21 protein-coding genes are annotated in these 24,106 nt (G+C 56.9%); 11 read left to right on the top strand and 10 right to left on the bottom strand.

What is annotated here, in order from left to right:
* Positions 1–461 precede the first annotated feature (461 nt).
* Positions 462–1,847, top strand: a complete 1,386-nt coding sequence (asnS, locus tag H6G07_RS06675; protein WP_073607610.1) for an asparagine--tRNA ligase — start codon at positions 462–464, stop codon at positions 1,845–1,847.
* Positions 1,848–1,907: 60 nt separating this feature from the next.
* On the opposite strand, the gene H6G07_RS06670 is transcribed toward asnS, so the two are convergent.
* Positions 1,908–3,221 carry a recombinase family protein gene (locus tag H6G07_RS06670; protein WP_073607609.1) on the bottom strand — a complete coding sequence of 438 codons (1,314 nt, stop codon included), beginning with the start codon at positions 3,219–3,221 and terminating at the stop codon, positions 1,908–1,910.
* A 3-nt stretch (positions 3,222–3,224) separates the two neighbouring features.
* A complete protein-coding gene (locus tag H6G07_RS06665; protein ID WP_190740694.1) occupies positions 3,225–3,560 on the bottom strand; it encodes a hypothetical protein in 336 nt (111 codons plus the stop codon).
* Between the two features lie 202 nt (positions 3,561–3,762).
* Between H6G07_RS06665 and H6G07_RS06660 the strand changes: the two genes are divergently transcribed.
* Positions 3,763–4,725, top strand: a complete 963-nt coding sequence (locus H6G07_RS06660; protein ID WP_073607607.1) for a ribonuclease Z — start codon at positions 3,763–3,765, stop codon at positions 4,723–4,725.
* 18 nt (positions 4,726–4,743) lie between these two features.
* Here the strand turns inward: H6G07_RS06660 and H6G07_RS06655 are convergent, their stop codons facing one another.
* Positions 4,744–5,181 (bottom strand): hypothetical protein, encoded by a 438-nt coding sequence (locus H6G07_RS06655; RefSeq protein WP_073607606.1) that lies wholly within the window; start codon positions 5,179–5,181, stop codon positions 4,744–4,746.
* A gap of 479 nt (positions 5,182–5,660) precedes the next feature.
* Here H6G07_RS06655 and H6G07_RS06650 point away from each other — a divergent pair, with 479 nt between their 5' ends.
* The gene (locus H6G07_RS06650) at positions 5,661–6,416 is read left to right on the top strand and encodes a HEAT repeat domain-containing protein (RefSeq protein ID WP_073607605.1); all 756 of its coding nucleotides are present in this window, start codon (positions 5,661–5,663) and stop codon (positions 6,414–6,416) included.
* 66 nt (positions 6,417–6,482) lie between these two features.
* Here H6G07_RS06650 and H6G07_RS06645 read toward each other — a convergent pair whose 3' ends face one another.
* The 5 genes from H6G07_RS06645 to H6G07_RS06625 form a co-directional block, all read right to left on the bottom strand.
* Complete coding sequence (locus H6G07_RS06645) at positions 6,483–7,649, bottom strand: LptF/LptG family permease (protein ID WP_242026654.1); 1,167 nt, start codon at positions 7,647–7,649, stop codon at positions 6,483–6,485.
* Between the two features lie 98 nt (positions 7,650–7,747).
* On the bottom strand, positions 7,748–8,476 hold the full coding sequence (lptB, locus tag H6G07_RS06640) for an LPS export ABC transporter ATP-binding protein (protein WP_073607604.1): 729 nt from the start codon (positions 8,474–8,476) through the stop codon (positions 7,748–7,750).
* 94 nt (positions 8,477–8,570) lie between these two features.
* Entirely contained in the window at positions 8,571–9,896 is a 1,326-nt protein-coding gene (locus H6G07_RS06635; protein WP_073607603.1) for a glycosyltransferase family 4 protein, read from the bottom strand.
* Between the two features lie 157 nt (positions 9,897–10,053).
* A complete protein-coding gene (locus tag H6G07_RS06630; RefSeq protein ID WP_073607602.1) occupies positions 10,054–10,926 on the bottom strand; it encodes a hypothetical protein in 873 nt (290 codons plus the stop codon).
* A gap of 759 nt (positions 10,927–11,685) precedes the next feature.
* The gene (locus tag H6G07_RS06625; protein ID WP_073607601.1) at positions 11,686–12,216 is read right to left on the bottom strand and encodes an LptA/OstA family protein; all 531 of its coding nucleotides are present in this window, start codon (positions 12,214–12,216) and stop codon (positions 11,686–11,688) included.
* A 152-nt stretch (positions 12,217–12,368) separates the two neighbouring features.
* Between H6G07_RS06625 and H6G07_RS06620 the strand changes: the two genes are divergently transcribed.
* Complete coding sequence (locus H6G07_RS06620; RefSeq protein ID WP_073607600.1) at positions 12,369–13,421, top strand: threonine aldolase family protein; 1,053 nt, start codon at positions 12,369–12,371, stop codon at positions 13,419–13,421.
* On the opposite strand, the gene H6G07_RS06615 is transcribed toward H6G07_RS06620, so the two are convergent.
* Positions 13,389–13,946 (bottom strand): plasmid pRiA4b ORF-3 family protein, encoded by a 558-nt coding sequence (locus H6G07_RS06615; protein ID WP_073607599.1) that lies wholly within the window; start codon positions 13,944–13,946, stop codon positions 13,389–13,391. The two genes, H6G07_RS06620 and H6G07_RS06615, sit on opposite strands and share 33 nt — an antisense overlap.
* Positions 13,936–14,292, bottom strand: a complete 357-nt coding sequence (locus tag H6G07_RS06610) for a VOC family protein (RefSeq protein WP_073607750.1) — start codon at positions 14,290–14,292, stop codon at positions 13,936–13,938. The genes H6G07_RS06615 and H6G07_RS06610 overlap by 11 nt, the downstream gene beginning before the upstream one ends.
* 77 nt (positions 14,293–14,369) lie before the next feature.
* On the opposite strand from H6G07_RS06610, the gene H6G07_RS06605 reads away from it, so the two are divergent.
* The 7 genes from H6G07_RS06605 (at position 14,370) to asnB (ending at position 24,079) form a co-directional block, all read left to right on the top strand.
* Entirely contained in the window at positions 14,370–14,960 is a 591-nt protein-coding gene (locus H6G07_RS06605; protein WP_073607598.1) for a chromophore lyase CpcT/CpeT, read from the top strand.
* 193 nt (positions 14,961–15,153) lie between these two features.
* On the top strand, positions 15,154–17,745 hold the full coding sequence (leuS, locus tag H6G07_RS06600) for a leucine--tRNA ligase (RefSeq protein WP_073607597.1): 2,592 nt from the start codon (positions 15,154–15,156) through the stop codon (positions 17,743–17,745).
* A gap of 539 nt (positions 17,746–18,284) precedes the next feature.
* A complete protein-coding gene (locus H6G07_RS06595) occupies positions 18,285–19,637 on the top strand; it encodes a nucleotide sugar dehydrogenase (protein WP_073607596.1) in 1,353 nt (450 codons plus the stop codon).
* Positions 19,634–20,578: a Gfo/Idh/MocA family protein gene (locus H6G07_RS06590; RefSeq protein WP_073607595.1), complete on the top strand. Its 945-nt coding sequence runs from the start codon at positions 19,634–19,636 to the stop codon at positions 20,576–20,578. Before H6G07_RS06595 ends, H6G07_RS06590 begins: the two co-directional genes overlap by 4 nt.
* Positions 20,571–21,149: an acyltransferase gene (locus tag H6G07_RS06585; protein ID WP_073607594.1), complete on the top strand. Its 579-nt coding sequence runs from the start codon at positions 20,571–20,573 to the stop codon at positions 21,147–21,149. Before H6G07_RS06590 ends, H6G07_RS06585 begins: the two co-directional genes overlap by 8 nt.
* Before the next feature lies 1 nt (position 21,150).
* On the top strand, positions 21,151–22,128 hold the full coding sequence (locus H6G07_RS06580; protein WP_073607593.1) for an NAD-dependent epimerase/dehydratase family protein: 978 nt from the start codon (positions 21,151–21,153) through the stop codon (positions 22,126–22,128).
* A gap of 55 nt (positions 22,129–22,183) precedes the next feature.
* A complete protein-coding gene (gene asnB / locus H6G07_RS06575; RefSeq protein WP_073607592.1) occupies positions 22,184–24,079 on the top strand; it encodes an asparagine synthase (glutamine-hydrolyzing) in 1,896 nt (631 codons plus the stop codon).
* Positions 24,080–24,106 lie beyond the last annotated feature (27 nt).

The raw sequence follows: 24,106 nt of genomic DNA, 5'->3' as shown, positions 1-24,106 counted from the left end.
AAAAGTGCTGAGGGTAGATGGATCGTGGGCCTATATCTAATGCCTTTGAACCACGGCTAACGCTATCATCCTCAATCGGTTCTGAGGAATTAAAACCTGAATATTTAACTAGAATCTAACCAAACATATTCACCTTTCTAGCCCCGCTTAGCCTGGAGAATTGGTGCCCTGAGAGTAAGCCAAAAGACACCACTGCCACCCGTTAGCTTTTGCCAGCGATCAGTCCTAAGCACCCATAGAAATTTCCATTATGGATAGTAGAGGCAAAGTCAGGGGGCTTTTGTAGCTATCAATACTTTTACCCGCTAATTCAGATTCCCTAAGACTTGTTGTCTGATCGGGCCTAGCCCTCAAATTGGTTTAGAGGCAGCCGTTTTGTCGGTGCTGAGCCCCCTTTCAGGGCCGCTGTGGGTCAGAATAGTTAATATTCCGCATAAACCTACTACAGACTGAGCAGAGCTATGCCCCGCATTCGAGACATTCTGCACGCTGGCGAACCGGGCCAGAGCACCACCATCCAGGGCTGGGTGCGTACCAAGCGCGAGGCCAAGGGCATCACCTTTGTGGAGGTCAATGACGGCTCCTCGATGGCGGGCTTGCAGGTGGTACTGAGTGCCGACCTGGCGGGCTACGACGCAGTGGTTAAAGACCTAACCACCGGCTCATCGGTCGAGATTGGCGGCACCCTGGTGGAGTCACCCGGCAAAGGCCAGCGCGTAGAATTGCAGGGCGAATCCATTACGGTCTATGGCACGGCGGACGGCGAGACCTATCCGCTTCAGAAAAAACGGCATTCCTTTGAGTATCTGCGATCGCTGGGGCATCTCAGGTCGCGCACTAACACCCTCGGCGCGGTCTTTCGGGTACGCAACGCCTGCGCCCAGGCGATTCACCAGTTTTTTAATGAGCGCGGCTTTTTGTGGATGCACACCCCGATCATCACCGCCAGCGACTGTGAGGGGGCGGGGGAAATGTTTGCCGTTACGGGGTTAGATCTGGCCAACCCACCCAAGACCAAAGAGGGTGCGGTGGACTACAGCCAAGATTTCTTTGGCAAGCCCGCCTACCTTACCGTCAGCGGCCAGCTCGAAGCCGAGATCATGGCGATGGCCTTTAGCAATGTCTATACTTTTGGCCCCACCTTTCGGGCTGAGAACTCCAACACCTCCCGCCACCTGGCCGAGTTTTGGATGGTGGAACCGGAGATGGCCTTCTGCGATCTAACCGGCAACATGGATTTGGCCGAAGAATTTCTCAAATACATCTTCCACTCAGTGCTAGAGCATTGCCCGGAAGACATGGCCTTCTTTAACGATCGCATTGACAACTCGGTGCTGGCTACCGCCGACAACATTATCAACAACACCTTCGAGCGCATTACCTACACCGATGCGGTGAAGCTGCTAGAAAAGACAGACCGAAAGTTCGAATTTCCGGTCGAGTGGGGCATCGATCTGCAATCGGAGCACGAGCGCTACCTGGCGGAGGATCTGTTCAAAAAGCCGGTGATTGTCACCGACTATCCCACTGGCATCAAAGCCTTCTACATGCGCCTCAACGACGGCGGCGAGACGGTAGCGGCTATGGACGTGCTAGCCCCCAAGGTGGGCGAAATCATCGGCGGCTCCCAGCGGGAAGAGCGGCTAGATGTGCTGGAGCGCCGCATTCAGGAGGCCGGTTTGCCCTTAGAAGACTACTGGTGGTATCTCGATCTGCGCCGCTTTGGCACCGTGCCCCACGCGGGCTTTGGCCTCGGCTTTGAGCGCCTGGTGCAGTTTATGACCGGCATGGGCAACATCCGCGATGTCATCCCCTTCCCCCGCACCCCCGACAGCATCGAGTTTTAGTGCCTTGGAGGCTTTGATAAAACCGGCTGAGTCAGAGGATTCTTAAGGCAATTGGTCACCTTAAAACACCAAGACTAGCTCTATACACCAGTCCTTATCCTGTCTCACGATTTGGATGTCGCGGATGAATTCGCGGAAGAAAAAGCGCCGCTCGGCCTCAGACAGGTCGAGCCAAAATTGGGGAATTGACACCGACTGGGACAGCTCTTGCAGGTTCACCGGGGGTAGCTGAGCGAGCTGCTGGTGCAGGGCCGAGATTTCGCCCCTCAGCTTGTAGCGGCGTAGAGCGGCGGTTTCGGCATCGAGAATGCCAGAGTCTTCTAGGGTGGGGAGCTGGGCGATCGCGGCTTCTTTGGCGGCGATCGCACCCTGCAAACCGGCGGCGGGAGTAGGGGCACCGGGGGGGATTTTCGCTGTGAATTGAGCCACCGCCGGGGGCAACTCCTGACAAATCTGACTCACAATGCGATGTAGCGCGTCGTCGTAGGGAATGGCGGGGCAGCGGGGAGCTTTAGGGCAGCCGCTAGGCCGCAGGTAAAGATAGCTTTTGGCCTGACCCCGAGGGGCGGTTTTTGAGATGGTTAGGGGTTGAGAGCACGCCTGACAGGTGACGAGACCGGCTAGCGATCGCGGTGCTCCCGCTGTTCTGGGCGGCAGGGGCCGATTGCGGCGCAGCAGGCGATCGATTTGAGCAGCCTCATCGCGGCTGATGATAGCGGCATGGGTGTCGCGCAGAACGTTGCCATCCTGGTATTGCAGGTCGCCCCGATACACCGGGTGGGTGAGCCAGCGCCGCCCGGTAGACACCGAAATTCGCTTGCCCAGTTTGCCCTCGATGAACCGCACCGCCCCCCGCAGCGAGCCGTAGAGCAAAAATTCGTTGACAAAGGCGGTGACGACTGGGGCCGTGGCGCGATCGATCAAGTAGCGGCCCTGTCCTCGCCGGTAGCCATAGGGGGGCTTGCCGGGGGGCGGTAGCGCCTGCAAGCGGCTGCGGGCGTGGCCCTCGCGCAGGCGGCGGCGACGCTGATCGTTAGCCAGGTCAGCACCCTGCAAAATGCTGTCTAAGTCAATCGCGTCATTCGTTAGAGCGACTACTTCAACCCCAACCGATGCGAACGCCTGTACCCAGTGGCGAATATCTTCGGAGTCGTTGCCCAAGGTAGCGAGGCTATCCACCAAAACCCGATCGGCGGGATGGGTTCGTAGGTCGGCTAGTAGGCGATCGCGCTCTGGCCGATACCCCGGCTCCGTCGGCAGGGCGACATCGGTGTAGACCCGTTCCACCGCTGCCAGCATCTCCTCCCCCAATGCGTCAGGGGCAGGGGTGGTGGAGCCATTGACCTCTCGGTAGCGGTAGGCGACGATGCGCATGGCCTAGAATGCCTGCTTCAGCGCTTCCCGCAGGGCCAAGGCCTGTTCGTCGTCGTCACTGGCTACGACCACCATCACCGTGGTGGTGGCGGGTTGGCTCTCGAGACACACAAACATCGCTGTCACTGTCTCAGAGCGCCCGGCCACGCTGGTGGCATCGTTTTGCATCGGCTCTAGCCCCTGGGACTCTAGCGCCTGACGGGCCTGGCCTAGGCATTGGGCGGTATTGATGCCCAAAACTTGCCAGGCGTAGTGCACGCCGGGCGGAGCCGCCTGGGCAACGGAAGTTGTTGCCATCAGCCCCAGCCCGGTCAGCAACGCCGTCAGCAAGTAGGTCATTGAGATCATTGGTGTTTCCTCATCGCTGCGGCTGTGGTGGATGGCTTGGAGCAGAGATCATCGCCCTGTGTCGATGATACTGCGTGGCTTTAGTTTCTATCGTTGGCTCCGGCTATTGGCTCTGAGGCGTGGCAAGATAGGTGGGTAGGCTTGGGGCTGTGGCTTGCCCCCTGGCTCGTTGCGTTTCCCAGAGGCGGTTTCTTTGCAGATTACATTTTTGGGTACCAGTTCTGGCGTGCCAACCCGCGCCCGCAATGTGTCGAGTGTGGCTCTACGGCTGCCCCAACGAGCTGAGGTGTGGCTGTTCGACTGCGGTGAGGGCACCCAGCACCAGTTTTTGCGCAGCGAGTTTAAGTCGAGCCAGATTCGCCGCATCTTCATTACCCACATGCACGGCGACCACATTTTTGGTCTGATGGGGCTGCTGGCTAGCTGTGGCCTGGCGGGCAATCGGCAGCAGCGCATCGATATCTATGGCCCGAAGCCCCTCAACGACTACCTGCAAGCCAGCCGCCGCTACTCCCAAACCCATTTTTCGCTGCCAATTAAAATTCACACCGTCGAGCCGGGACTGGTGTTTGAAGATGACGACTTTCGCGTGTTTTGCGATCTGCTAGAGCACCGAGTGCCCGCCTACGGCTATCGCATTGAGGAGCGCGATCGCCCCGGCCATTTCGACGTGAAGCGCGCCCAAGCCCTAGGCATTCCCTCTGGCCCCATCTACGGGCGGCTGAAGCAGGGGCAGCGGGTCAAGCTCGATGACGGTCGCACGATTAATGGGGCCGACCTCTGCGGGCCAGACCTGGTGGGGCGCAAGCTGGTGTATTGCACCGATACGATCTACTGCGATCGCGCCGTAGACCTCGCCGCCAATGCCGACGTGCTGATCCACGAGGCCACCTTTTCCCACCGCGATGCCGATCTGGCCTACCAACGGCTGCACTCCACCTCGACCATGGCGGCCCAGGTAGCCCTCAGCGCCCAGGCCAAGCAGCTAATCATGACCCACTTTAGCCCTCGCTACGCTCCCGGCAACGACATTCAGCTAAGCGATCTGCTGGCCGAGGCTCGGGCCATTTTCCCGAATACCGCTATGGCCCACGACTTTATGATCTACGACATTCCGCGCCAAGACGATAAGGTGCTGGCATCTGCTTCGGTTTAGGTCTAACGAGGGGTAGGTCTAGCGGTTAGCGGCGGGTTTGCCTGGTGCCATGGTTAACCGCTGCCTTAGCTCTGTCAAATGGTGCTGGTTATCCACAGCTGTGCGGGGCATAGGTACCTCTGTGCTAGGCCAGGTAGCTAGGTCATTGCAGGGGCAGAGCTCCGTCATCGTACCGGCGGTGGGAATGACGATGGGCATGTCACAGCGGGCGCAGGGGGCCACATCCCAGGCGGGCGACAGCATTACAGCAATGCTCTGGCTGGTGCCTTTGAGATGGCAGTCTTGGCCGCTGGTCACCATAATGCGGTGCCAGCAGTCTTCAAAAGCTGGGCTATAGCGCCCGTTTTGAAAAATTGGGTCAGGCAGACATTCGCCTCGCCCTTCGGCCAGCACTACTGGTTTGCCTAGCTGAAACCAGTGGGCTAAAAAATTTCTAACTTGGTCTTGGGATGCCATAGCGGGGAGATTCCTAATGATGTTGGCGGGGGCTTTTTGGGGTCTAACCCGGCATTGATCACCTGGCACAGCGTGCTCTGCCAAGGGGATGAAGCGTTGCCAATGCTCCTGATAATCAGCCCCAGCGTGATGGCTTTATCCTAGCGGCTGCCTGGTTTGGGCCACCGGTATCTACCGATATTCTTCGGAAATTGAATCTGACAAATCTGCTCTGGGGTAGGTTATTGTCCCTATCCCCGGCAAGGAACCCTCTTTGTCTACCGCCTCTGGAATGTCGCCCACAGTCCGCTCGATACGGTTTTGCACGTAGCGGCCAGAAAAATTGAGCCAGGCTGAGCCAGACCGGGAGGATGAGTGGCGATCGCCATCCCCTACCGCTGCCCATCCCTTAGGCGATGGCCCTTTGCCCTGCTTAACGAAAGTTTGCAGGGTGCCCTTGCCAGCGCTAAAAGTGCCGCGTAACCGGATAAAGTAGCCCTATGTATGACGACGATCTCTCCACCCTAAACCCCGACCTGGAGTTTGCCGACCCCCTCGATGCCCTGGGCCCCGTAGACGAGGAACAAGCTCCCCAGTTCGACCCCGAGGCGATGCTGCCCCTGCTAACCTCCGCTGACCCGCAGCATCGCATGCTGGCGGCGCGGGCCTTTTGTGAGGTAGAAGACGAGCGGGCGGTGGTTCCCCTGACGGCGCTGCTCAGCGATCCCTGCCCCCTGGTGCGGGTCAGCGCCGCCTACGCCCTGGGCCGCAACCCCGATCGCTCGGCGGTAGAACCGATCATTGCCCAGCTAGACACCGACTGGAATGGCTACGTGCGCAAGGGCCTGGTGTGGGCTTTGGGCAACGCCCACGATGCGCGATCGCTGCTGCCCCTAATCGAAGCCCTGCGTACCGATATCGCCGCTGTGCGGTTATGGGCGGCCAGCGCCCTAGCCCAAATGGCCCAGGTTAACTACGAGTCGGTGATTGCCGCCATTCCCCCCCTGATCGAAGGGCTGCGCCGCGACCCAGTGCCAGCGGTGCGCAGCAACTGCGCCTGGACTGTAGGGCAGCTCTGCCGCGAGCTGCCCTCTAACGTGGTCTATCACACGGCGATCGATGCCCTAATCGAAAGCTTCGCCGAAGAGGACGATCTCGGCGTGCGTGAAGACGCCCGCACCGCCCTACTCAAGGTGGGTGATACCCGAGGCCTGCAAACCATCGAAGAAATCGAGCAGGACGGGTTTTTCTTCTAGGTTCTGTAGACCCTTGCGTTAGCCATCAACTCCGTAGGGGCACAGCATGCTGTGCCCCTACCATCCCTATTTAGACGCCCGAAACAGTAGATATAGGCCAATCGCCAACCCCAGCAGTGTCGGTAGCCAGGCCGACATAAACGGCGACAGCACCCCTACCTCGCCCATGGCGTTGGTGATAAACGACAGCAGGTAATAGCCAAAAATAATCACAATGCTGATGCCAAAGCTGGTAGCGCGGCTAGTGCGCTGGGGCAGCACGCCAATGGAGGCTCCCACCAGGCCAAACACCACGCACACGAAGGGCAGCGCGTACTTCTGCATGATGCGAATTTGCCAGCGGCGAATCATCTTTTCGTCGCCGCTCTGGCGCACCAGCTCTAGCTGCTGGGTGGCCTCGGCAATGTTCATCTCGGTGTCGTTTTTGGTGCGGCTCGCTAGGTCGAGGGGGGTGCGAGGCAGCTGTAACTCCTGGGTTTCAAAGGTGATGATATTGCGGAAGGAGCCGTCGGGGGCCACCACGTAGATAGTGCCGTTGTAAAACGTCCAGGCGTTGCTCTCCACGTCCCAATTGGCTGACTCGGCGCTGACCACCTGGTTGAGCCCCTTCTGGGAAAAGTCGAGGATTGTCAGCCCGTGCATGGTAGTGCCGTCGAAGCGGCGAGCATAGAACTGGCGCTTCAGCTCCTGAGCGGCGGGGTCGTCGCTGGCGGGCTGAAATTCTTGGTAAAAGATGTTGCGCTCCTGAAACGGGGGCCGCTCCGACTTTAGCGCCTGCTCTAGGGTAATGGCGGCCCGGTAGTTGGCGGCGGGGGTAATCAGCTCGTTAAACACAAAGGTCAGCCCCGTCACCAGCAGACTGAGCACCACGGCGGGGGTAATGATGCGGCGAATGCTCACCCCCACCCCCCGCAGGGCAATCAGCTCACTGTCGCTGGAGAAGCGGCTGTAGGTCATCATGGTGGCTAGCAGGGTGGACATGGGAAAGGCCAGCACGATGAACTCGGGCAACTTGAGCAGAAAGATCTGCGCCGCCAGGGTAATGGCCAACCCCGACTCGGTGATGCGGCGAATCAGCTCAAACAGCGCCCCAATCGATATCCCAATGGAGGAGAAGGCCCCTACCCCAAACAAAAAGGGCATGGTCAGCTCTTTGGCAATGTAGCGATCCATCACCGTTAGCAGTGGGGTACCGAGGCGAGGGCGAACGGGAGTGGTGGAGGCTGAGGCCATGGGGTGGGGGTGTGGAGGGGTAGGGGCGTTAGGGGAGATGGGGAAGGCTGGGGAAGATGTTGGTGGCTGCAACGCTGGGAGAGTTGGCCCCAGGATAGCTAGATGGCGAAGTCTTTGCCCAGGTAGTGCTCGCGCACTAGCGGATTGCTGGAGAGATCGTCAGCGTTGCCCGAGGCGAGAATTTGACCGTCGCTCATGATGTAGGCGCGATCGATAATCCGCAGGGTTTCGCGGACATTGTGGTCGGTGATCAGGATGCCCATGTCGCGATCGCGCAGCTTAGCCACAATTTCCTGAATTTCGTTGACGGCGATCGGGTCTACCCCGGCAAAGGGTTCATCCAAAAATAAAAAGCTGGGGCCTTCGGGCCCAGAGGCCAGGGAGCGGGCCAGTTCGGTGCGCCGCCGCTCTCCTCCTGACACCTGAATGCCCAGGGTGTTGGCTACTTTCTCTAGGCGAAATTCTTTTAGCAAGTCTTGGAGGCGATCGCCGTATTCGTCGGGGGGCACCCGCGTCTGCTGCATCACCAGCAAAATGTTGTCAGCCACCGACAGATTGCGAAAAATGCTCGGCTCCTGGGCCAAGTAGCCAATGCCCAGCCGCGCTCGCTGGTGCATGGGCAGATCGGTAATGTCAATCTGGTCGAGGCAAACCTTGCCTGCGTCGGGTCGCTCTAGGCCGGTCGCCATATAAAAGGTAGTGGTTTTGCCTGCGCCGTTGGGGCCCAGCAGGCCAACGATTTCGCCCTGGGCCACTGACAAGCTCACCCGGTTTACCACCTGGCGTTTGCCGTAGGTCTTTTGAACGTTGTCAAGTACGATTTTCAAGGGCGCGCCTGGGCCGAGGTAGTGCTACTGAGCTTAGCAAATTGTATCAAAGCTCTTACTCAGTCTAGAGGTCAGCGCTGCTCAGCCGGGGCACTCAGGTTGACTTCACAGAGACCTGTCGCCGCTGCATCAGGAGGGTGGCCCAAGACCTCTGGCGGGGCTGGCTGAGGCGTTGGGAGTGGCCACTGGCGGCGAACAGCCGGGCTAGACTATGCGCCTCACGGTCAGCACTGTGCTGCTGGGCCACTTTTTTAAGCCCTGCCTGCCCCATAGCCTCAAGGGAAGGCGCTGTCGTGGTCAGGGCCGCGCCCATGGCCTCAACTAGAGACTCTACCGAGCCGGGCACCACTAGCCAGCCGTTTACTCCGGTCTCCACCAACTCAGGAATGCCGGCAATGGTGGTCGTGATCACCGGTCTGCCCAGAGCTAGCGCCTCCATGATCACCACCGGCAGACCCTCGGCAAAACTGGGCAGCACTAGCGCTTGAGCCCGCAGTAGCTCAGCCTTAACCGCATCACTAGAGGCCCACCCAGTAATCGAGACGCAGTTTTGCAGCTCGTAGGTGGTTACAATCTGCTCAATTTGCGATCGCATCTCGCCATCGCCCACCAGCGCCACCGTAAAGTTGTACCCCTTCTGCAACAACTGCCGGACGGCCTCTAGCAACAGCAAGTGACCCTTTTGCTCGCTGAGTCGTGCCACGCAGACAAAGTGAGATTTTTTGGGGATGGGCCTAAACTCTTGGGCCAGATAGGTCTGATCTAGCCCGCAGCGCACCACGTGAATTTTGGGCCAGTCTTCTAGCGCAGACCAGCGATAGAGCTGACTTTTCCCAAAGGAGCTAATGGCCACCACAAACTCGGCCCGCTTGATTTTTTCAGTTAAGGAGATGGCGCGTACCCGATCAAACTCCTCAGGGCCGTGGACGGTAAAGCTGTAGGGCGGGCCACCCAGGGCTTGGCACAGCATCGCCACCGTCGTTGAATTGGTACCAAAGTGGGCATGTACATGGTCGATGCCGGCTGACTCAAACCAGCCCAGCAGCACGCAGGCTTCGGCCAGGTAAGCCAGGTGATAAACCGTCCCATTTTCGTTTTTAAAGCCGAGCCTCAAGGCCAAACCGAGAGCCATCAAAAAGGCTAGCGGTCGCTGCACCACAACGCGCCCAGCCCCAGCCAGCAAATTGATCCAGCGCTGGTCTAAAACAACTTGAGTTTTGTCTAGCTCGTCAATATCGTCGGCATCTACTAGCTCATGGGCACAGGAGCGAATCGAAAACCGAGCGACCGTTATCCCCTGGGCCTCTAGGGCCGCAATTTCACGGCGAATAAAACTATGGCTAACCTTAGGGTACTGATTAGTCAGGTAGGCTATTGTTTTAGGCACCTGCTCAGTAGCGTCAAGTTGAGCGATCGACATTTCTATTTATTCCTAGCAGATACGCCTTGAACAGGGCGGGTAAACAGGGTGTAGCCAACTCCATTTTTTGAAGGCCCGTATTCTGAATATGGGTTGGGAATACAATGGGCCAGGCTTCTACGAACAAAATTGCTTAAGCGTTCAAACATTACAAATCCTAGAAATACCAAACCCGATAGGGGGTAATGCCAAATTCTAGCTGTAGGAGCAATCGAGCCTGGTTGGTAGGTACAGTGCCTTTGTGTAGGCAGTACGGATCGCCTGCAAACCCTAGTCCGGCGGCACCGGTAACCACCTGAACGCGATCGCGGCCATAGGTTTGTACCAGGGTTTCGTCGGCGATCGCCGCGCAGCCCTGACCCATGCGCTGGTGATCAAATGTTCGCGTGCGGTGGGTGCCCCTCATATAGACGTGGGGGCCTTCGCCCTCACCCACTTCGGTAAGGTAAAAGAAAAATTTGATCGTTTTGAAATCGTTGATATCGCAGTGATAGACCCGCGCCGTTTTGATTTTGTCATCCAGGGTATTAGGCGCAGGAAATCCCCAGGCTAGCTCGCCCCGCAGGTACACCGCCGGGTGGTTGAGGTACTGACTTGCGATCGCTAACAGGTAAGGATCATGCTTAATATGTTGATAGGCTCGGCACGATTCATGGTCGTCTAAATAGCCAGCCACCAGCAGCGGAGTGCCCAACTCTTGCTCTAGTTTGTCTTTGTGCTGGATGTAAAACGGCTGAGAGGGGTTGCGGTTGGCATAGCAAGGCGTTGTCTTGGCAAAGGTCAACAACTCTTGCAAAATACTGGGCCGAAGCGAAAACCCAACATAGTAGCCGTTGGCATGCATGAGCCGCGCTACCTGATCTGGGCTCATCAGGGGACAGGTCCCCTCCGTTTCGTGAATAACTGTTGAATCAATTACTGCTGGAGAAATATAGTTGCCGCGACAGGCGACCCACTCCCGAATTGGAATAAATCGAGCCAGCCAGCTCATGACTAAAAACCGAGGATCGCCCCACAGGAGCCGCAGCATAGACCCTATTTTTTTAGTCGATCGTTGCACTAACTTAACGGCAGGAGTCTCTTCTGACAAAAAAGGAACGCGAGAAAAATGGGTAAGCATGTTGATTTAACTAAAAAATGCTATTCGCAACGTTTCCTGGGAGTAAGGCAAACCCCTAACCACTGACAAACAACAAAGTCGCCTCCAGGACATCTATAAAGACCTAGAGAAATAAGACTGCATTATTCTTAAAAAAGTGTCGAGACACCGCAAGCCAGCCGACACTAAAGGTAGATTTAGCGTCGAGATAGTATTGCAATCTCAGGAACCCAAAGGTCTAGAAATCACAACCATTTGTTAACCCACAAAACCTAGTCAGCGGTTTATTCTGGAGGAAGCAACACGGCTTTGTTAATTGTCGAGCAGTCTCTAGTCATACAGGGAACATCCAACGCGTAGCCAACTTTGAATATCAATACCGATCTGTAATACCGCTTTGCTACTGCGTGTGCTCAACCTATGCTAGCTAGACTTGGGACAATAACTTGCGATCGCAGGAAAAGACTTCTTAAACCATCCTTGATTCATAAGAACTTGATAAAGTGCAGCCCCAAAAAACGCTCTGCGATAGTAAGTCGTTGGTAGTTAAAACCAACTTTAAACAGCCTATCGAGCGTAACATTATGCTTGTTTGCGTCAAGTGGGTCAGACCCCTCACCCACCTAGACATAACTTTTCAGTAGCGCTTTATACTTTCTAAAAAGTTGTTTGGGCGTTGAGAAACAGCCTTTATCGACTGGGGTTGGCAGGCTGAGTCTCGCCGTCAACGGGGCTGACATCTAGCACCACTGGGGGTCGTGGGGCCGGAGCGCGATCGCCCGTTCCACCGCTAGATGTCGGCGCAGGCGGCGACTCCGGCAGAATATAAACCGCTTCCACCTGGTCATTGGGGCGAGGGGTAGCCACAAAGCGATCTTCTTCAATCAGGTAAGTGACGACCTCGGCCCGCAGCGTGTTGCCCTGCTGAGTGACAACAACGTTGCCGCTGAGCACAATGCGATCTTCATTGCTGAAATAATCGGCCTGGGCCGACGTAGCTTGAATGCCGCGAGATGGGTAATCGATCTGCACATTGCCCCGAGCGGTAATGATACCCGTAGCCGCATTGGCTTCTTGGATGTCTGAGCGCAGGGTAATGGTGCCGCCATCCTGGGCCTGGGCCGGTGCTCCTCCCAACGGAGCCAGTGCACCCCCATCTAGGGCTACCGAGGCCCCAGCCACCGCTGCTACTATCCAAATCCAGCGAGACCTACGCACCATAGCCCAATACCCAGTTCTGTTGCGGTTTAATGCTTCCATAGCCCCCAATCTTACTGCATCCCCTTTCTTCTCACGTCCCTCCCCTAGTCCACTCCCCTCGCTGTCTACCCCATCGCCCCCCACGCTACCCTCAAAACACCCCACCCCCCGCCATGTTCACCGCCCCACCACCCACCCGCCCCCTCCAGTTCGCCAGCGACAACTACTCCGGCATCTGTCCCGAGGCCCTAGATTATTTCCTCAAAGCCAATCAGGGAGATGTGCCTGCCTACGGCGACGATGAATGGACTCAAAAGGCTTCAGATGCCTTTCGCAATATCTTTGAAATCGACTGCGAAGTATTTTTTGTCTTCAACGGCACCGCAGCCAACTCCTTGACCCTGGCGTCGCTGTGCCAGTCGTACCACAGCGTGATTTGCCATGAGCTGGCCCATGTAGAAACCGATGAGTGCGGTGCCCCTGAGTTTGCCAGCAATGGCTCTAAGCTGTTGCTAGCCCAGGGCGACAACGGCAAACTCGATCCCGCCGATGTGGAGCGCCTGATTACCAAGCGCACCGATATTCACTACCCCAAACCCAAGGTGATTAGCCTGACCCAGGCAACGGAGGTGGGTACGCTCTACACCACCGACGAGCTAGCGGCCCTCAGTGGTCTGGCGCGCCACCACGGGCTCAAGGTGCATATGGATGGGGCTCGCTTTGCCAATGCCCTGGTGGCCTCTGGCAAAACCCCCGCCGAGCTGACCTGGCAAGCAGGCGTTGACGTGCTGTGCTGCTGTGGCACTAAAAACGGCATGGGCATTGGTGAGGCGATTCTCTTTTTTGACAAAGCCCTGGCCGCAGACTTTGCCTACCGCTGTAAGCAGGCGGGGCAGCTGTGCTCAAAGATGCGCTTTATCTCGGCCCCGTGGCTGGGGTTGCTCGAAACGGGCGCGTGGCTACGCAACGCGGAGCACGCCAACCGCATGGCTGCCTATCTAGAGCAGCAGCTAGGGCAAATTCCTGAGCTGAAGATTTTGTTTCCGCGCCAGGCCAATGGGGTGTTTGTGCAAATGCCGCAGCTCCTGATTGATGAGCTTTACCGTCGGGGCTGGAAGTTTTACACCTTCATCGGCAGTGACGGGGCGCGGTTAATGTGTGGCTGGAACACGACCATTGAAGCGATTGATGAGCTAGTTGCAGACATCCGGGATGCAGTGTGCTGATTCCGCTAAAGCCTGCAATCGCCGGTTGGCGGCGGCTAAATCAAACCGTTCGGGGTCGAAATCGTAGCCGACTTTTTGCCAGAGAGCATCGATTTCCTCAGGGTCATCGCCATCGCCCAGGCGATCGATCAGGTCAACGTAGTCCCACACGCCGTTGCAAAACTCTGGTGGGCATTGCCGTTCCCCGGCAGTGCAGTGGGGTAGGGGATGGTCAACGGGGGCGATCGCCTCTAGCGTGATTTTGTGCAGCCAACCCTGGTCAGGAGCATAGTTGTAAATCAGCGCTTCGCCGGGCTGGGTGAGGAGGGCAGAGAGCACCCGTTCTTCCCCAGCCTGTAAAACTTCACCCTGTCCCTTAAACACATGGTCAGCCTCCCCCGACCATCCCATCACCGCCGCCAACACGCGGTGGAACTCCGCCAGGGATATATTGCCCCGCACACAAACCTGTCGCCAGATGTAGGGGTCGCTGTCGAGCAGTTCGACATATAGGTGGTAGGTTTCAGCAGTCAAGTCAGTTTCCATGGTGTCCATTGGTTTCCTTACTGCCCTCGACTCGATAATCCGTCTCCGGCCAAGCGGCCTGAATCTCCTCAGCCTGGTGGCGGGCGGCGAAGCGCTCCCAGGTAATACCGTTAACGTCCACCTCGGTGGTAAATGTCTCGGCCTCGTTGTCTTCCCAGCCCAGGTGGCGCAGCTGCCCTGGTGCCACTTCAGGGGCGTGGCGAATGGAAAGATTTAGCGTCTCCGTACGCCACAGGGCATAGGCACCCTCAATCACCAGCGCTGGACTGCATCCCAACCGGGCAGAATAATCGGCTACGGAGGCAGCAATATCACTAGATGAGAGCGCTAGGTGGAGCTTTTTCATCGTGGTCTTTTCTGACGGTCTTTCGTCAAACCTGTAAACTAGGGTCAACCTTACCACGATGATTTCTAAACCCATCCATGACCCACGTCACCGACATTCACACCCTGGCCCGCTGGATGGCGGCAGACTTTAGCAACCAGCAGCAGGCTTTCGAAAACCCGCCGCTGTTTGCCCACATTCGCGTCTGCATGCGCCCCCTGCCCACCGAAACCCTTGGTGGCCTAGGGTTTTACATTGAGCAGGCCTACGACTTTATGATCCAGCAGCCCTACCGCGCCCGAGGCATGAAGCTTATTCCCCAAGGCGATCACATTTTGATTGAGAACTACACCCTCAAGGACGCTGAAGCCTTTTACGGAGCCTCTCGCAACCTCGACCAGCTCTCAAAACTCACCGCTGACCATTTTGAAAAAACCCCCGGCTGCGACATGATCGTCCACTGGACAGGCCACAGCTTTAAAGGAGCCGTCGAACCCGGCAAAGCCTGCATGGTCGAGCGCAACGGCAAGACCACCTATCTAGACAGCGAGTTTGAAATCGACGCTGACCAATTCGTTAGCTGGGACCGGGGCCGCGACCCAGAGACCCACGAGCACCTGTGGGGGTCGCTGGCGGGGCCGTTTGAGTTTAAGCGGCGAGCGAGCTTTGCCGATGAAGTGAAGGGATAGCAATGGGAAGTTTTGAGTTTTGAGTGCTTAGCTCTGAGTGTTTGCGGCAGAGCAATAATTCAAAACTCAAAATTCAACATTCAAAACTCTCCACTCCCTTACTCCCTACTCCATCACGCCAACTTGCCTCCCCGCCGCCACTGATCGCTATGATGGGGAACATCGCACCAGTGCAGCATTAGGAGTCAAGGACGTGGAGTCCAAATACAACCCCGCAGACATCGAGAAGAAGTGGCAGCAGACTTGGGCCGAGCAAGGGCTAGATCGGGCGATCGAGAACCCCGACCAGCCTAAGTTCTATGCGCTGTCGATGTTTCCGTACCCGTCGGGGAACCTGCACATGGGCCATGTGCGTAACTACACCATTACCGACGTGGTGGCGCGGGTGCGGCGCATGCAGGGCTATCGGGTGCTGCACCCCATGGGCTGGGATGCCTTTGGCCTACCGGCGGAAAATGCGGCGATCGATCGCGGCGTTCACCCCGCCCAGTGGACCTACGCCAACATTGACCAGATGCGCGCCCAGCTGCAAGAACTGGGCCTCTCCTACGACTGGGAGCGGGAGGTGGCGACCTGCGCCCCCGACTACTACCGCTGGACCCAGTGGATTTTCATCCAGATGCTGCAAATGGGGCTGGCCTACCAAAAAGAGGCGGCGGTTAACTGGGATCCCATCGACCAGACGGTGCTGGCCAACGAGCAGGTCGATAGCGAGGGGAAATCCTGGCGATCGGGGGCGATCGTCGAGAAAAAGCTGCTGCGTCAGTGGTTCCTCAAAATTACCGACTACGCCGAGGAACTGCTACAAGACTTGGATAAGCTGCCCGGCTGGCCCGAGCGGGTGCGCACCATGCAGGCCAACTGGATTGGCAAATCCACCGGGGCTCAAGTCGTATTTAAGACCGAGGCGGGGGATGCGCTACCGGTGTTTACTACCCGGCCCGACACCCTGTGGGGAGCCACCTTCATGGTGCTGTCGCCGGAGCATCCCCTGGTGGAAAAGCTGACTGCGCCCGATCGCGTCGCAGCTATAGACGACTACCGCAAGGCCGCCGCCGCTAAAAGCGAGATCGATCGCACCGCCGAAGACCGCGAAAAAACGGGGGTGTGGACGGGCAGCTACGCCCTGAACCCGGTGAACGATGCAAAAATCCCGATCTGGATCGCTGACTATGTGCTGATGGGCTACGGCACCGGGGCGATCATGGCCGTACCAGCCCACGACCAGCGTGACTTTGAGTTTGCCCGCAAGTTTGGCCTGCCCGTCAAAGTGGTGGTACAGCCCGAGGAAGAATCCTTCGATGGCGATACCTTGACTAAAGCCTGGCCTGGAGAAGGCGTCATGGTCAACTCTGGCCCGCTGAATGATATTCCAGCAGGTAAGGGCGAGGCCGAGAGCGTCCCAGCAGCCATTCACTGGCTTGAAACCAACCAAAAGGGCAAAGGTGAGTCAAACTACCGCCTGCGCGACTGGCTAATTTCCCGCCAGCGCTACTGGGGTGTGCCGATTCCGGTGGTGCACTGCCCCGAGTGCGGCATTGTGCCGGTGCCCGACGAGCAACTGCCGGTGACGCTACCCGAGGATGTGGAGTTCTCCGGTCGCGGCGCGTCGCCCCTGGCGCAGCTAGAGCACTGGGTGAATGTGCCCTGCCCCACCTGCAACCGCCCCGCCCGGCGCGAAACCGACACCATGGACACCTTTATCGATTCGTCCTGGTACTTTTTGCGCTACACCGATGCGAAAAACCCCGCATCGGCCTTTGCCCAGGCCCAGGCTAACGGCTGGATGCCGGTGGATCAGTACGTGGGTGGTATTGAGCACGCCATTTTGCACCTGCTGTACTCACGCTTTATTACCAAGGTGCTGCGCGATCGCGGCCTAGTCTCCTGCGATGAACCCTTTGAGCGGCTGCTGACCCAGGGCATGGTGCAAAACACCGCCTATAAGAATCCCAAAACTGGCAAGTACGTCGCCCCTGAGGAGGTGGCCGATCCGGCAAACCCCGTCGATCCTCAAACGGGCGAGCCCCTGGAGGTGTTCTACGAAAAAATGTCGAAGTCGAAGTACAACGGCGTAGACCCCAAATCGGTGCTGGCGAAGTACGGGGCCGACACCGCTCGCATGTTTATTCTCTTCAAAGCACCCCCCGAAAAAGACCTAGAGTGGGATGACGCCGATGTAGAAGGCCAGTTCCGCTTTCTCAACCGCGTCTGGCGACTGGTCACCGAATATATCACCACTGTAGGGGCGAACGGTGGTTCGCCCTCCGGAGACACCGCCGCCGATCTCTCCAAAGATGAGAAAACCCTGCGCCGCGCTATCCACACCGCCATTCAGGCGATCACCGAAGACATCGACGGCGACTACCAGTTCAACACCGCCGTGTCAGAACTGATGAAGCTCAGCAACGCGCTCACTGATTCTGCCGCTAAAGATTCCCCCGTTTATGCCGAGGGTGTGCGCGCCCTGGTGCTGCTGCTGGCCCCCTTTGCCCCCCACATGGCCGATGAGCTGTGGCACCAGTTGGGTAACCCCGACTCGGTTCACCGCGCCCCTTGGCCAGTGTTTGACCCCACTGCCCTGGTAGTGGATGAGATCACGCTCGTTATTCAAATTATGGGCAAAACGCGCGGCACCCTGGAGGTGCCCGCCGACTCCGACAAAGCCGCCCTGGAGCGGTACGCCCGTGAGTCGGAAGCGGCCCAGCGCTACCTGGAAGGCAAGGAGATCAAGAAGGTGATTGTGGTGCCGGGCAAGCTGGTCAACTTTGTGGTGGCGGGGTAGCGGGCCATGCCAAGGGCATAAAAAGTTAGGGATTCCATCTGGCTAACCCAATTGGTAGGAGCATTGCATGTAATGCCCCTACGAGGTGCCTACTTTGAATTAGGGGTTTCACATCAAAACGGCTGACATCCGACAAACCCGCTTCTATCAAGAGATCTTAGCCGAAGGCCGTGAGGGGCATTATCGCTGGTGCAGCTAGACCAGCTATCTGACGAGTTTTTTGATTGGGTTGATTTGGATGACTCAAACAGATGGTGGCGAGCTATCCGGCAGTGCCCGCTCAGGCGATCGCCCCAGAAGAGGCTATAGAGGGCTAGACAGCCACTCGCATCTAAAGAATGGTTACTGAGTATAGCCATGCATCTTCTGGCGCACGGTCAAACTGGGTTGTAGGCCTGGGTAACTAAGTGTGTGGATGTGCAATTTTCATGAAACCAGCGGGCACAATGAGCACAATGGCGGAGGTGCTAGAACGATAGATCAGTACGCACTCTCTGCTTGGCCTGTGCCCGATTGTGGTTTAAATCTTTGCCCCCACCATGTCATCTTCCCCTAGCGTTGTTTCAAACTCGCCTCCCTCCTGCTTTGCCCAGCTAAAAAATCGCATCACCACCCACACCGCTCAAGTCGCCGTGGTGGGTCTGGGCTATGTCGGTCTGCCCTTTGCGGTTGAAAAAGCCAAAGTAGGTTTTCAGGTGATTGGCATTGAGCAAAACCCCAAGCGGGCCGATCGCGTCAACCGTGCCGACAACTACATCAGCGATGTGGACGACACGGAGCTGAAGGCGCTGGTGGAGGCGGGCAACATCCGGGCATTCACCGGCTTTGATCGCATCATTGACGCCGACGTGGTAGTGATCTGCGTGCCCACGCCCCTGACTAAAAACCTCACTCCCGACCTGTCTTATATTGAGGGCGTGACCACCGCCATTGCCCACCACCTGCGCCCCGGCCAGCTAATTTCCCTAGAGTCCACCACCTATCCGGGCACGACTGACGAGGTGATGCGGCCCATTCTGGAGAGCATCAGCGGCCTGAAGCAGGGGCGCGATTTTTTCCTGTCGCACTCGCCGGAGCGGGTGGATCCTGGCAACCAGCGCTACACCACGAAGAACACCAATAAGGTGGTGGGGGCGTCGGACACGCTGTCACTGGAGGTGGCCACGCTGTTTTACCAGCAGACCATTGACCACGTGGTACCGGTGAGCAGCGCCAAGGCGGCGGAGCTGGTGAAGATCTTTGAGAATACCTTTCGGGCAGTAAACATTGCCCTGGTGAATGAGCTGGCGCTGCTGTGCGATCGCATCGACATTGACGTGTGGGAGGTGCTCGACGCCGCCAACACCAAGCCCTTTGGCATCATGCCCTTCTACCCCGGCCCCGGCGTGGGCGGACACTGCATCCCCATCGACCCCCACTACCTGGAGTGGAAGGCCAAAGAGGTCAACTTCAACACCCGGTTCATTGCCCTGGCCGGGGAGATCAATCGCCGCATGCCGTCCTTTGTGCGCAGTAAGGCGTTTCGGGTGCTAAACCAGTTGGGTATTGCCCCCTCGCGATCGCAAATCCTCATCCTCGGCGTCACCTACAAAAAAGACCTGGCCGACTGGCGCGAGTCCCCCGCTCTAGCGGTGATGGAGTCGCTGGCGGCGGAAGGGGCCACCTTGCACTACCACGACCCCTACGTGCCTAGCCTCCAGGTGGGGGGCCACTGGTTAGAGAGCGTGGCCCTCACCGATGAAGTGTTAGCCAGCGCCGACCTGGTGATCGTCACCACCGAGCACAGTTCTATTGACTTCGAGCGAGTGCTGCACCAGGCCAAGGCCATTCTCGACACTCGAGGAGCCACCCGACGCCTGCCCGACCCCAACCATAAGGTGACCTTGTTATGAGCGATGTAATTGTGGTCGGCAGCGGTCACTGGGGCCAAAACCTGGTGCGCAACTTCGAGCAGCTTGGCCACCTCGCAGGGGTAGTGGAGGTCGATGCCGCCCTGCGCCAGCGCCTGCAAACCAACCACCCCAAGGCCACAGTCTACGATAGCTTTGATGCCGCCCTTGCCAGTGCTGCCCCCGCGATCGTATTGGCCACCCCAGCACCCACCCACTTTGAGCTGACCCTAGCGGCGCTGAAGGCGGGCAAGGACGTATTTGTAGAAAAACCCATGACCCTGCGGGCTGCCGAAGCGCGGCAGCTAGCGGAGTATGCTGACGCCCACGATCGCATTTTAATGGTGGGGCATCTGCTGCTATACCAGCCCGCCATTGCCTGGATGCGTCACTACCTGCGATCGGGGGAAGCTGGGGCTGTACACCACGTTGCCACCCAGCGCCTCAACCTCGGCAAAGTTCGCTCTACCGAAAATGTGTGGTGGTCGCTAGCCCCCCACGATATCTCTATTATTCTCGACTTGCTGGGGTCGCCTGCCCTTGAGGCGGTGCAGGCAGTAGGGCACGCCCGTCTACAGTCTGCGATCGCCGATGAGGTGCAGGTAGATCTTGCCTTTGCCACCGGGCAAACCGCCCATCTCCACTGCTCTTGGCAGTGGCCCCTCAAGCAGCGGGGCACTGTGGTGGTTGCCGACCGTAAAATGCTGGTATACGACGAAATTGAGCAGGTGGTCACGGTGCACCACAAGCAATTCGACAGCCATCTCAATGCTGTGGATGAGGGCACCCAAACCATTGATATTGCCGATGCCCAGCCCCTTAAACTGGAGTGCGAACACTTTTTAGCTTGTGTGGCTAGCCGTCAACGCCCTCACTCAGACGGGTGGAATGGGGTGGCGGTGGTGGAGATTTTAGAACGGGTGGAGGCAGCGATCCATGGATAACTTTTTTGCTCACCCCACTGCTGTTATCGACGCCGGGGCCAGTATCGGCGAGGGCACTAAAATTTGGCATTTTAGCCATGTCATGGCCAGGGCCACCATTGGCCAAAACTGTTCTCTGGGGCAAAACGTCTATGTGGCTAACCAGGTCACCATTGGGGATGGCTGCAAAATTCAAAACAATGTCTCCCTCTACGAGGGGGTGATCTTGGAGGACTATGTGTTTTGTGGCCCCAGCATGGTGTTTACCAATGTGAAAACTCCTCGTTGTGAGTTCCCGCGCAACACGTCAGATGCCTATCTCACTACATTGGTTAAGCGAGGCGCCAGCATTGGGGCCAATGCGACCATTGTCTGCGGGGTGACGCTGCACGAGTGCGCCTTTGTGGCGGCAGGGGCGGTGGTGACAAAGGATGTGCCCGCCTATGCGATGGTGGGGGGGGTGCCCGCTAGGCTCATCGGCTGGATGAGCGCCTACGGCGACGTGCTGGAGTTCGATGCTGAGGGTTTTGCCGTAGATTCAACTGGAACCCGATATCAGCAAATTGATGCCGTAACCGTGGAGATGCGCTGATATGGATTTGACAGGCAAGAAGATTTTAGTGATTGGCGGTGCGGGGTTTATTGGCAGCCATGTGGTTGCAGAACTACTAAAAACCAGCGTCGGGCAGGTGGTTGTTTATGACAACTTTACCCGAGGGAAATACAGCAATGTAGAACCCTACCTAAAGGATGATCGTTGCATGATTTATCCCAACGGTGGAGATATTCGAGACATCGACGTGCTCAACGACGCCATGCAGGGGGTCGATGGAGTTTGTCATCTCGCCGCCATGTGGCTACTCCACTGTAAGGATTTCCCCCGTACTGCTTTCCATGTAAATATCGAAGGCACCTTTAATGTCTTAGAAGCCTGCGTCAAAAATAATATTGAAAGGCTGGTCTATTCTTCCTCAGCCTCGGTCTATGGAGATGCTGTCGAGGTGCCGATGACAGAGGCACACCCCTTCAATAACCGCAACTTTTATGGGGCAACTAAAATTGCTGGGGAGGCTATGTGTCGAGCCTTTGCCGATCGCTACGGATTGAGCTACGTGGGTCTGCGCTACATGAATGTGTATGGCCCTCATCAAGATCAAACCGCTGCCTACACTGGGGTTATTCCCATCATGCTCAATAAAATCGATGCCCACGATGCACCCATCATCAACGGTGATGGTAGCCAGGCCTATGACTTTATTTCTGTGCAAGATGTGGCTCGCTGCAACGTCTTAGCCCTCAAAGCTGAAGTCACCGATGAGTTTTATAACGTTGGCACCGGTGTGCAAACAAGTATTCGCGATCTGTGCAATCTGATTTTGGAACTGAAGCAGTCAGATCTAGAGGTCACCTACCGTCCCTACAGCGAAGACGACGCGCGACGACTCGTACAAAATCGCATTGGCTGTCCTCAAAAAGCGACGCGCGATCTGGGGTTTACCTACCAAGACTCCCTCCGAGAGGGATTGCTAAGCTTAATCCACTGGCGTGACACCCACAGAGGGCAATACTGATGGATCAACCGGACTACGACTATGTGGTGAATAGCGTTGTGAGCCTAGCCTATCTATGTGTGGTGTAGCCGGTGTGATCAATCTGCGGGGAGAGCCTGTACCCTCTGGACTGGTGCAGGCCATGACTGATGCGATCGCCCATCGCGGCACTGATGGCGAGGGGCAGTGGGTGGAGGATAACGTGGGCCTTGGCCATCGCCGGTTGGCCATCATCGACCTGTCGGCGGCGGGGCAACAGCCTATGATCAGCGCCGACTACCGCTATGTGCTGAGCTACAACGGCGAGGTCTATAACTTCCTACAGCTGCGATCGGAGCTAGAGCGAGCGGGCTACTGGTTTCGTTCCAAGACTGATACTGAGGTGGTGCTGTACGCACTGATTGAATGGGGAGTCAAGGCATTTGACCGATTCAATGGCATGTTTGCCCTAGCCCTGTGGGATCGCAAAGAAAGAACGTTGCTGCTAGGGCGCGATCGCTATGGCATCAAACCTATCTACTACGCCACCTTTGGCAGCACGTTTCTCTTTGGGTCTGAGCAGAAGGCCATTCTTGCCCACCCCGATGCCGAACGGCAACTCGACAAAGCAGCACTGCTGGAATATTTCACCTTCCAAAATATCTTTACAGATAGCACCCTGCTCCAAAACGTCAAACTTTTACCTGCTGGGCACTACGGGGTGCTTAATCTCAACGCAGGTGCCGCCGCTACCCTAGACCTAACGCGCTATTGGGACTACCGCTTTCGCGAACCCGAGGGAAAAGTAGACGCCCAGGCCTATCGCGAAGAGCTAGACCGACTGCTGCAACAGGCGGTAAACCGACAGCTAGTGGCCGATGTGGAAATGGGTGCCTACCTCTCGGGGGGAATGGACTCGGGCACGCTGACGGCGCTGGCGGCCAGGGAAATGCCTTACATCAAAACCTTTACTTGTGGGTTTGATCTCAGTTCTGCATCGGGGATAGAGCTAGGCTTTGACGAACGGATCAAAGCTGAGGCCATGTCGGCCCGGTTCAAAACTGAGCACTACGAAATGGTGCTCAAGGCGGGAGATATGGAGCGCTGCCTGCCCAAGCTGGCCTGGCACCTGGAGGAACCCAGGGTTGGCCAGAGCTATCCCAACTACTATGTGGCCCAGTTGGCCAGCAAGTTTGTCAAGGTAGTGCTGTCGGGCAGCGGTGGGGATGAGCTATTTGGTGGCTATCCATGGCGATACTACCGGGCGGCGGTCAACCAAGATTTTGAGCACTACATCGACCAGTACTATCTATACTGGCAGCGCCTGGTTAACAACTCAGAGCTAAAACGCATGTTTGCCCCTGTCTGGCCTGAGGTGGAACATGTATGGACAAGGGATATTTTTCGCGATGTGTTTGCCACCCACGACAATGCCCTAGATCGCCCAGAGGACTACATTAACCACTCGCTATACTTGGAAGCTAAGACGTTTTTGCACGGGCTATTTGTAGTAGAAGACAAGTTGAGCATGGCTCACGGGCTAGAGAGTCGGGTGCCATTTATGGACAATGACCTGGTGGATTTTGCTATGCAGTGCCCGGTGGGGTTAAAGCTTAACAATCTGACAGAGGCAATCCGAATCAATGAAAATGAGCCGGGGGGCAAACGCGCCAAATATTTCCAAAAGACTAACGACGGCAAGCAAATTTTAAGAGATGTGATGAGTCGTTATGTGCCAAAGGAAATTATTAAAGCAACTAAGCAAGGGTTTTCTTCGCCCGACGCCAGTTGGTTCAAAGGCGAAAGCATCGAATTTGTCAAGCGAACGCTCTTAGATAACGAAGCCAGAATCTATCAGATAGTAGACAGAGAATCAGTCACCCGTTTGATTGACGATCATTTACAAGGCACGGAAAACAGAAGACTTCTGATCTGGTCTTTGCTAAATATAGAGCAGTGGTGCGAAAGCTTCCTTTTGTCATCAAATTCATGAAAAACCTGAATTGAATCACAAAATGCT

This window comes from Phormidium tenue FACHB-1052 (assembly GCF_014696675.1).
Classification (GTDB): Bacteria; Cyanobacteriota; Cyanobacteriia; order Phormidesmidales; family Phormidesmidaceae; genus Nodosilinea; species Nodosilinea tenuis_A.
This window is presented reverse-complemented; position numbering and strand designations above follow the sequence as displayed.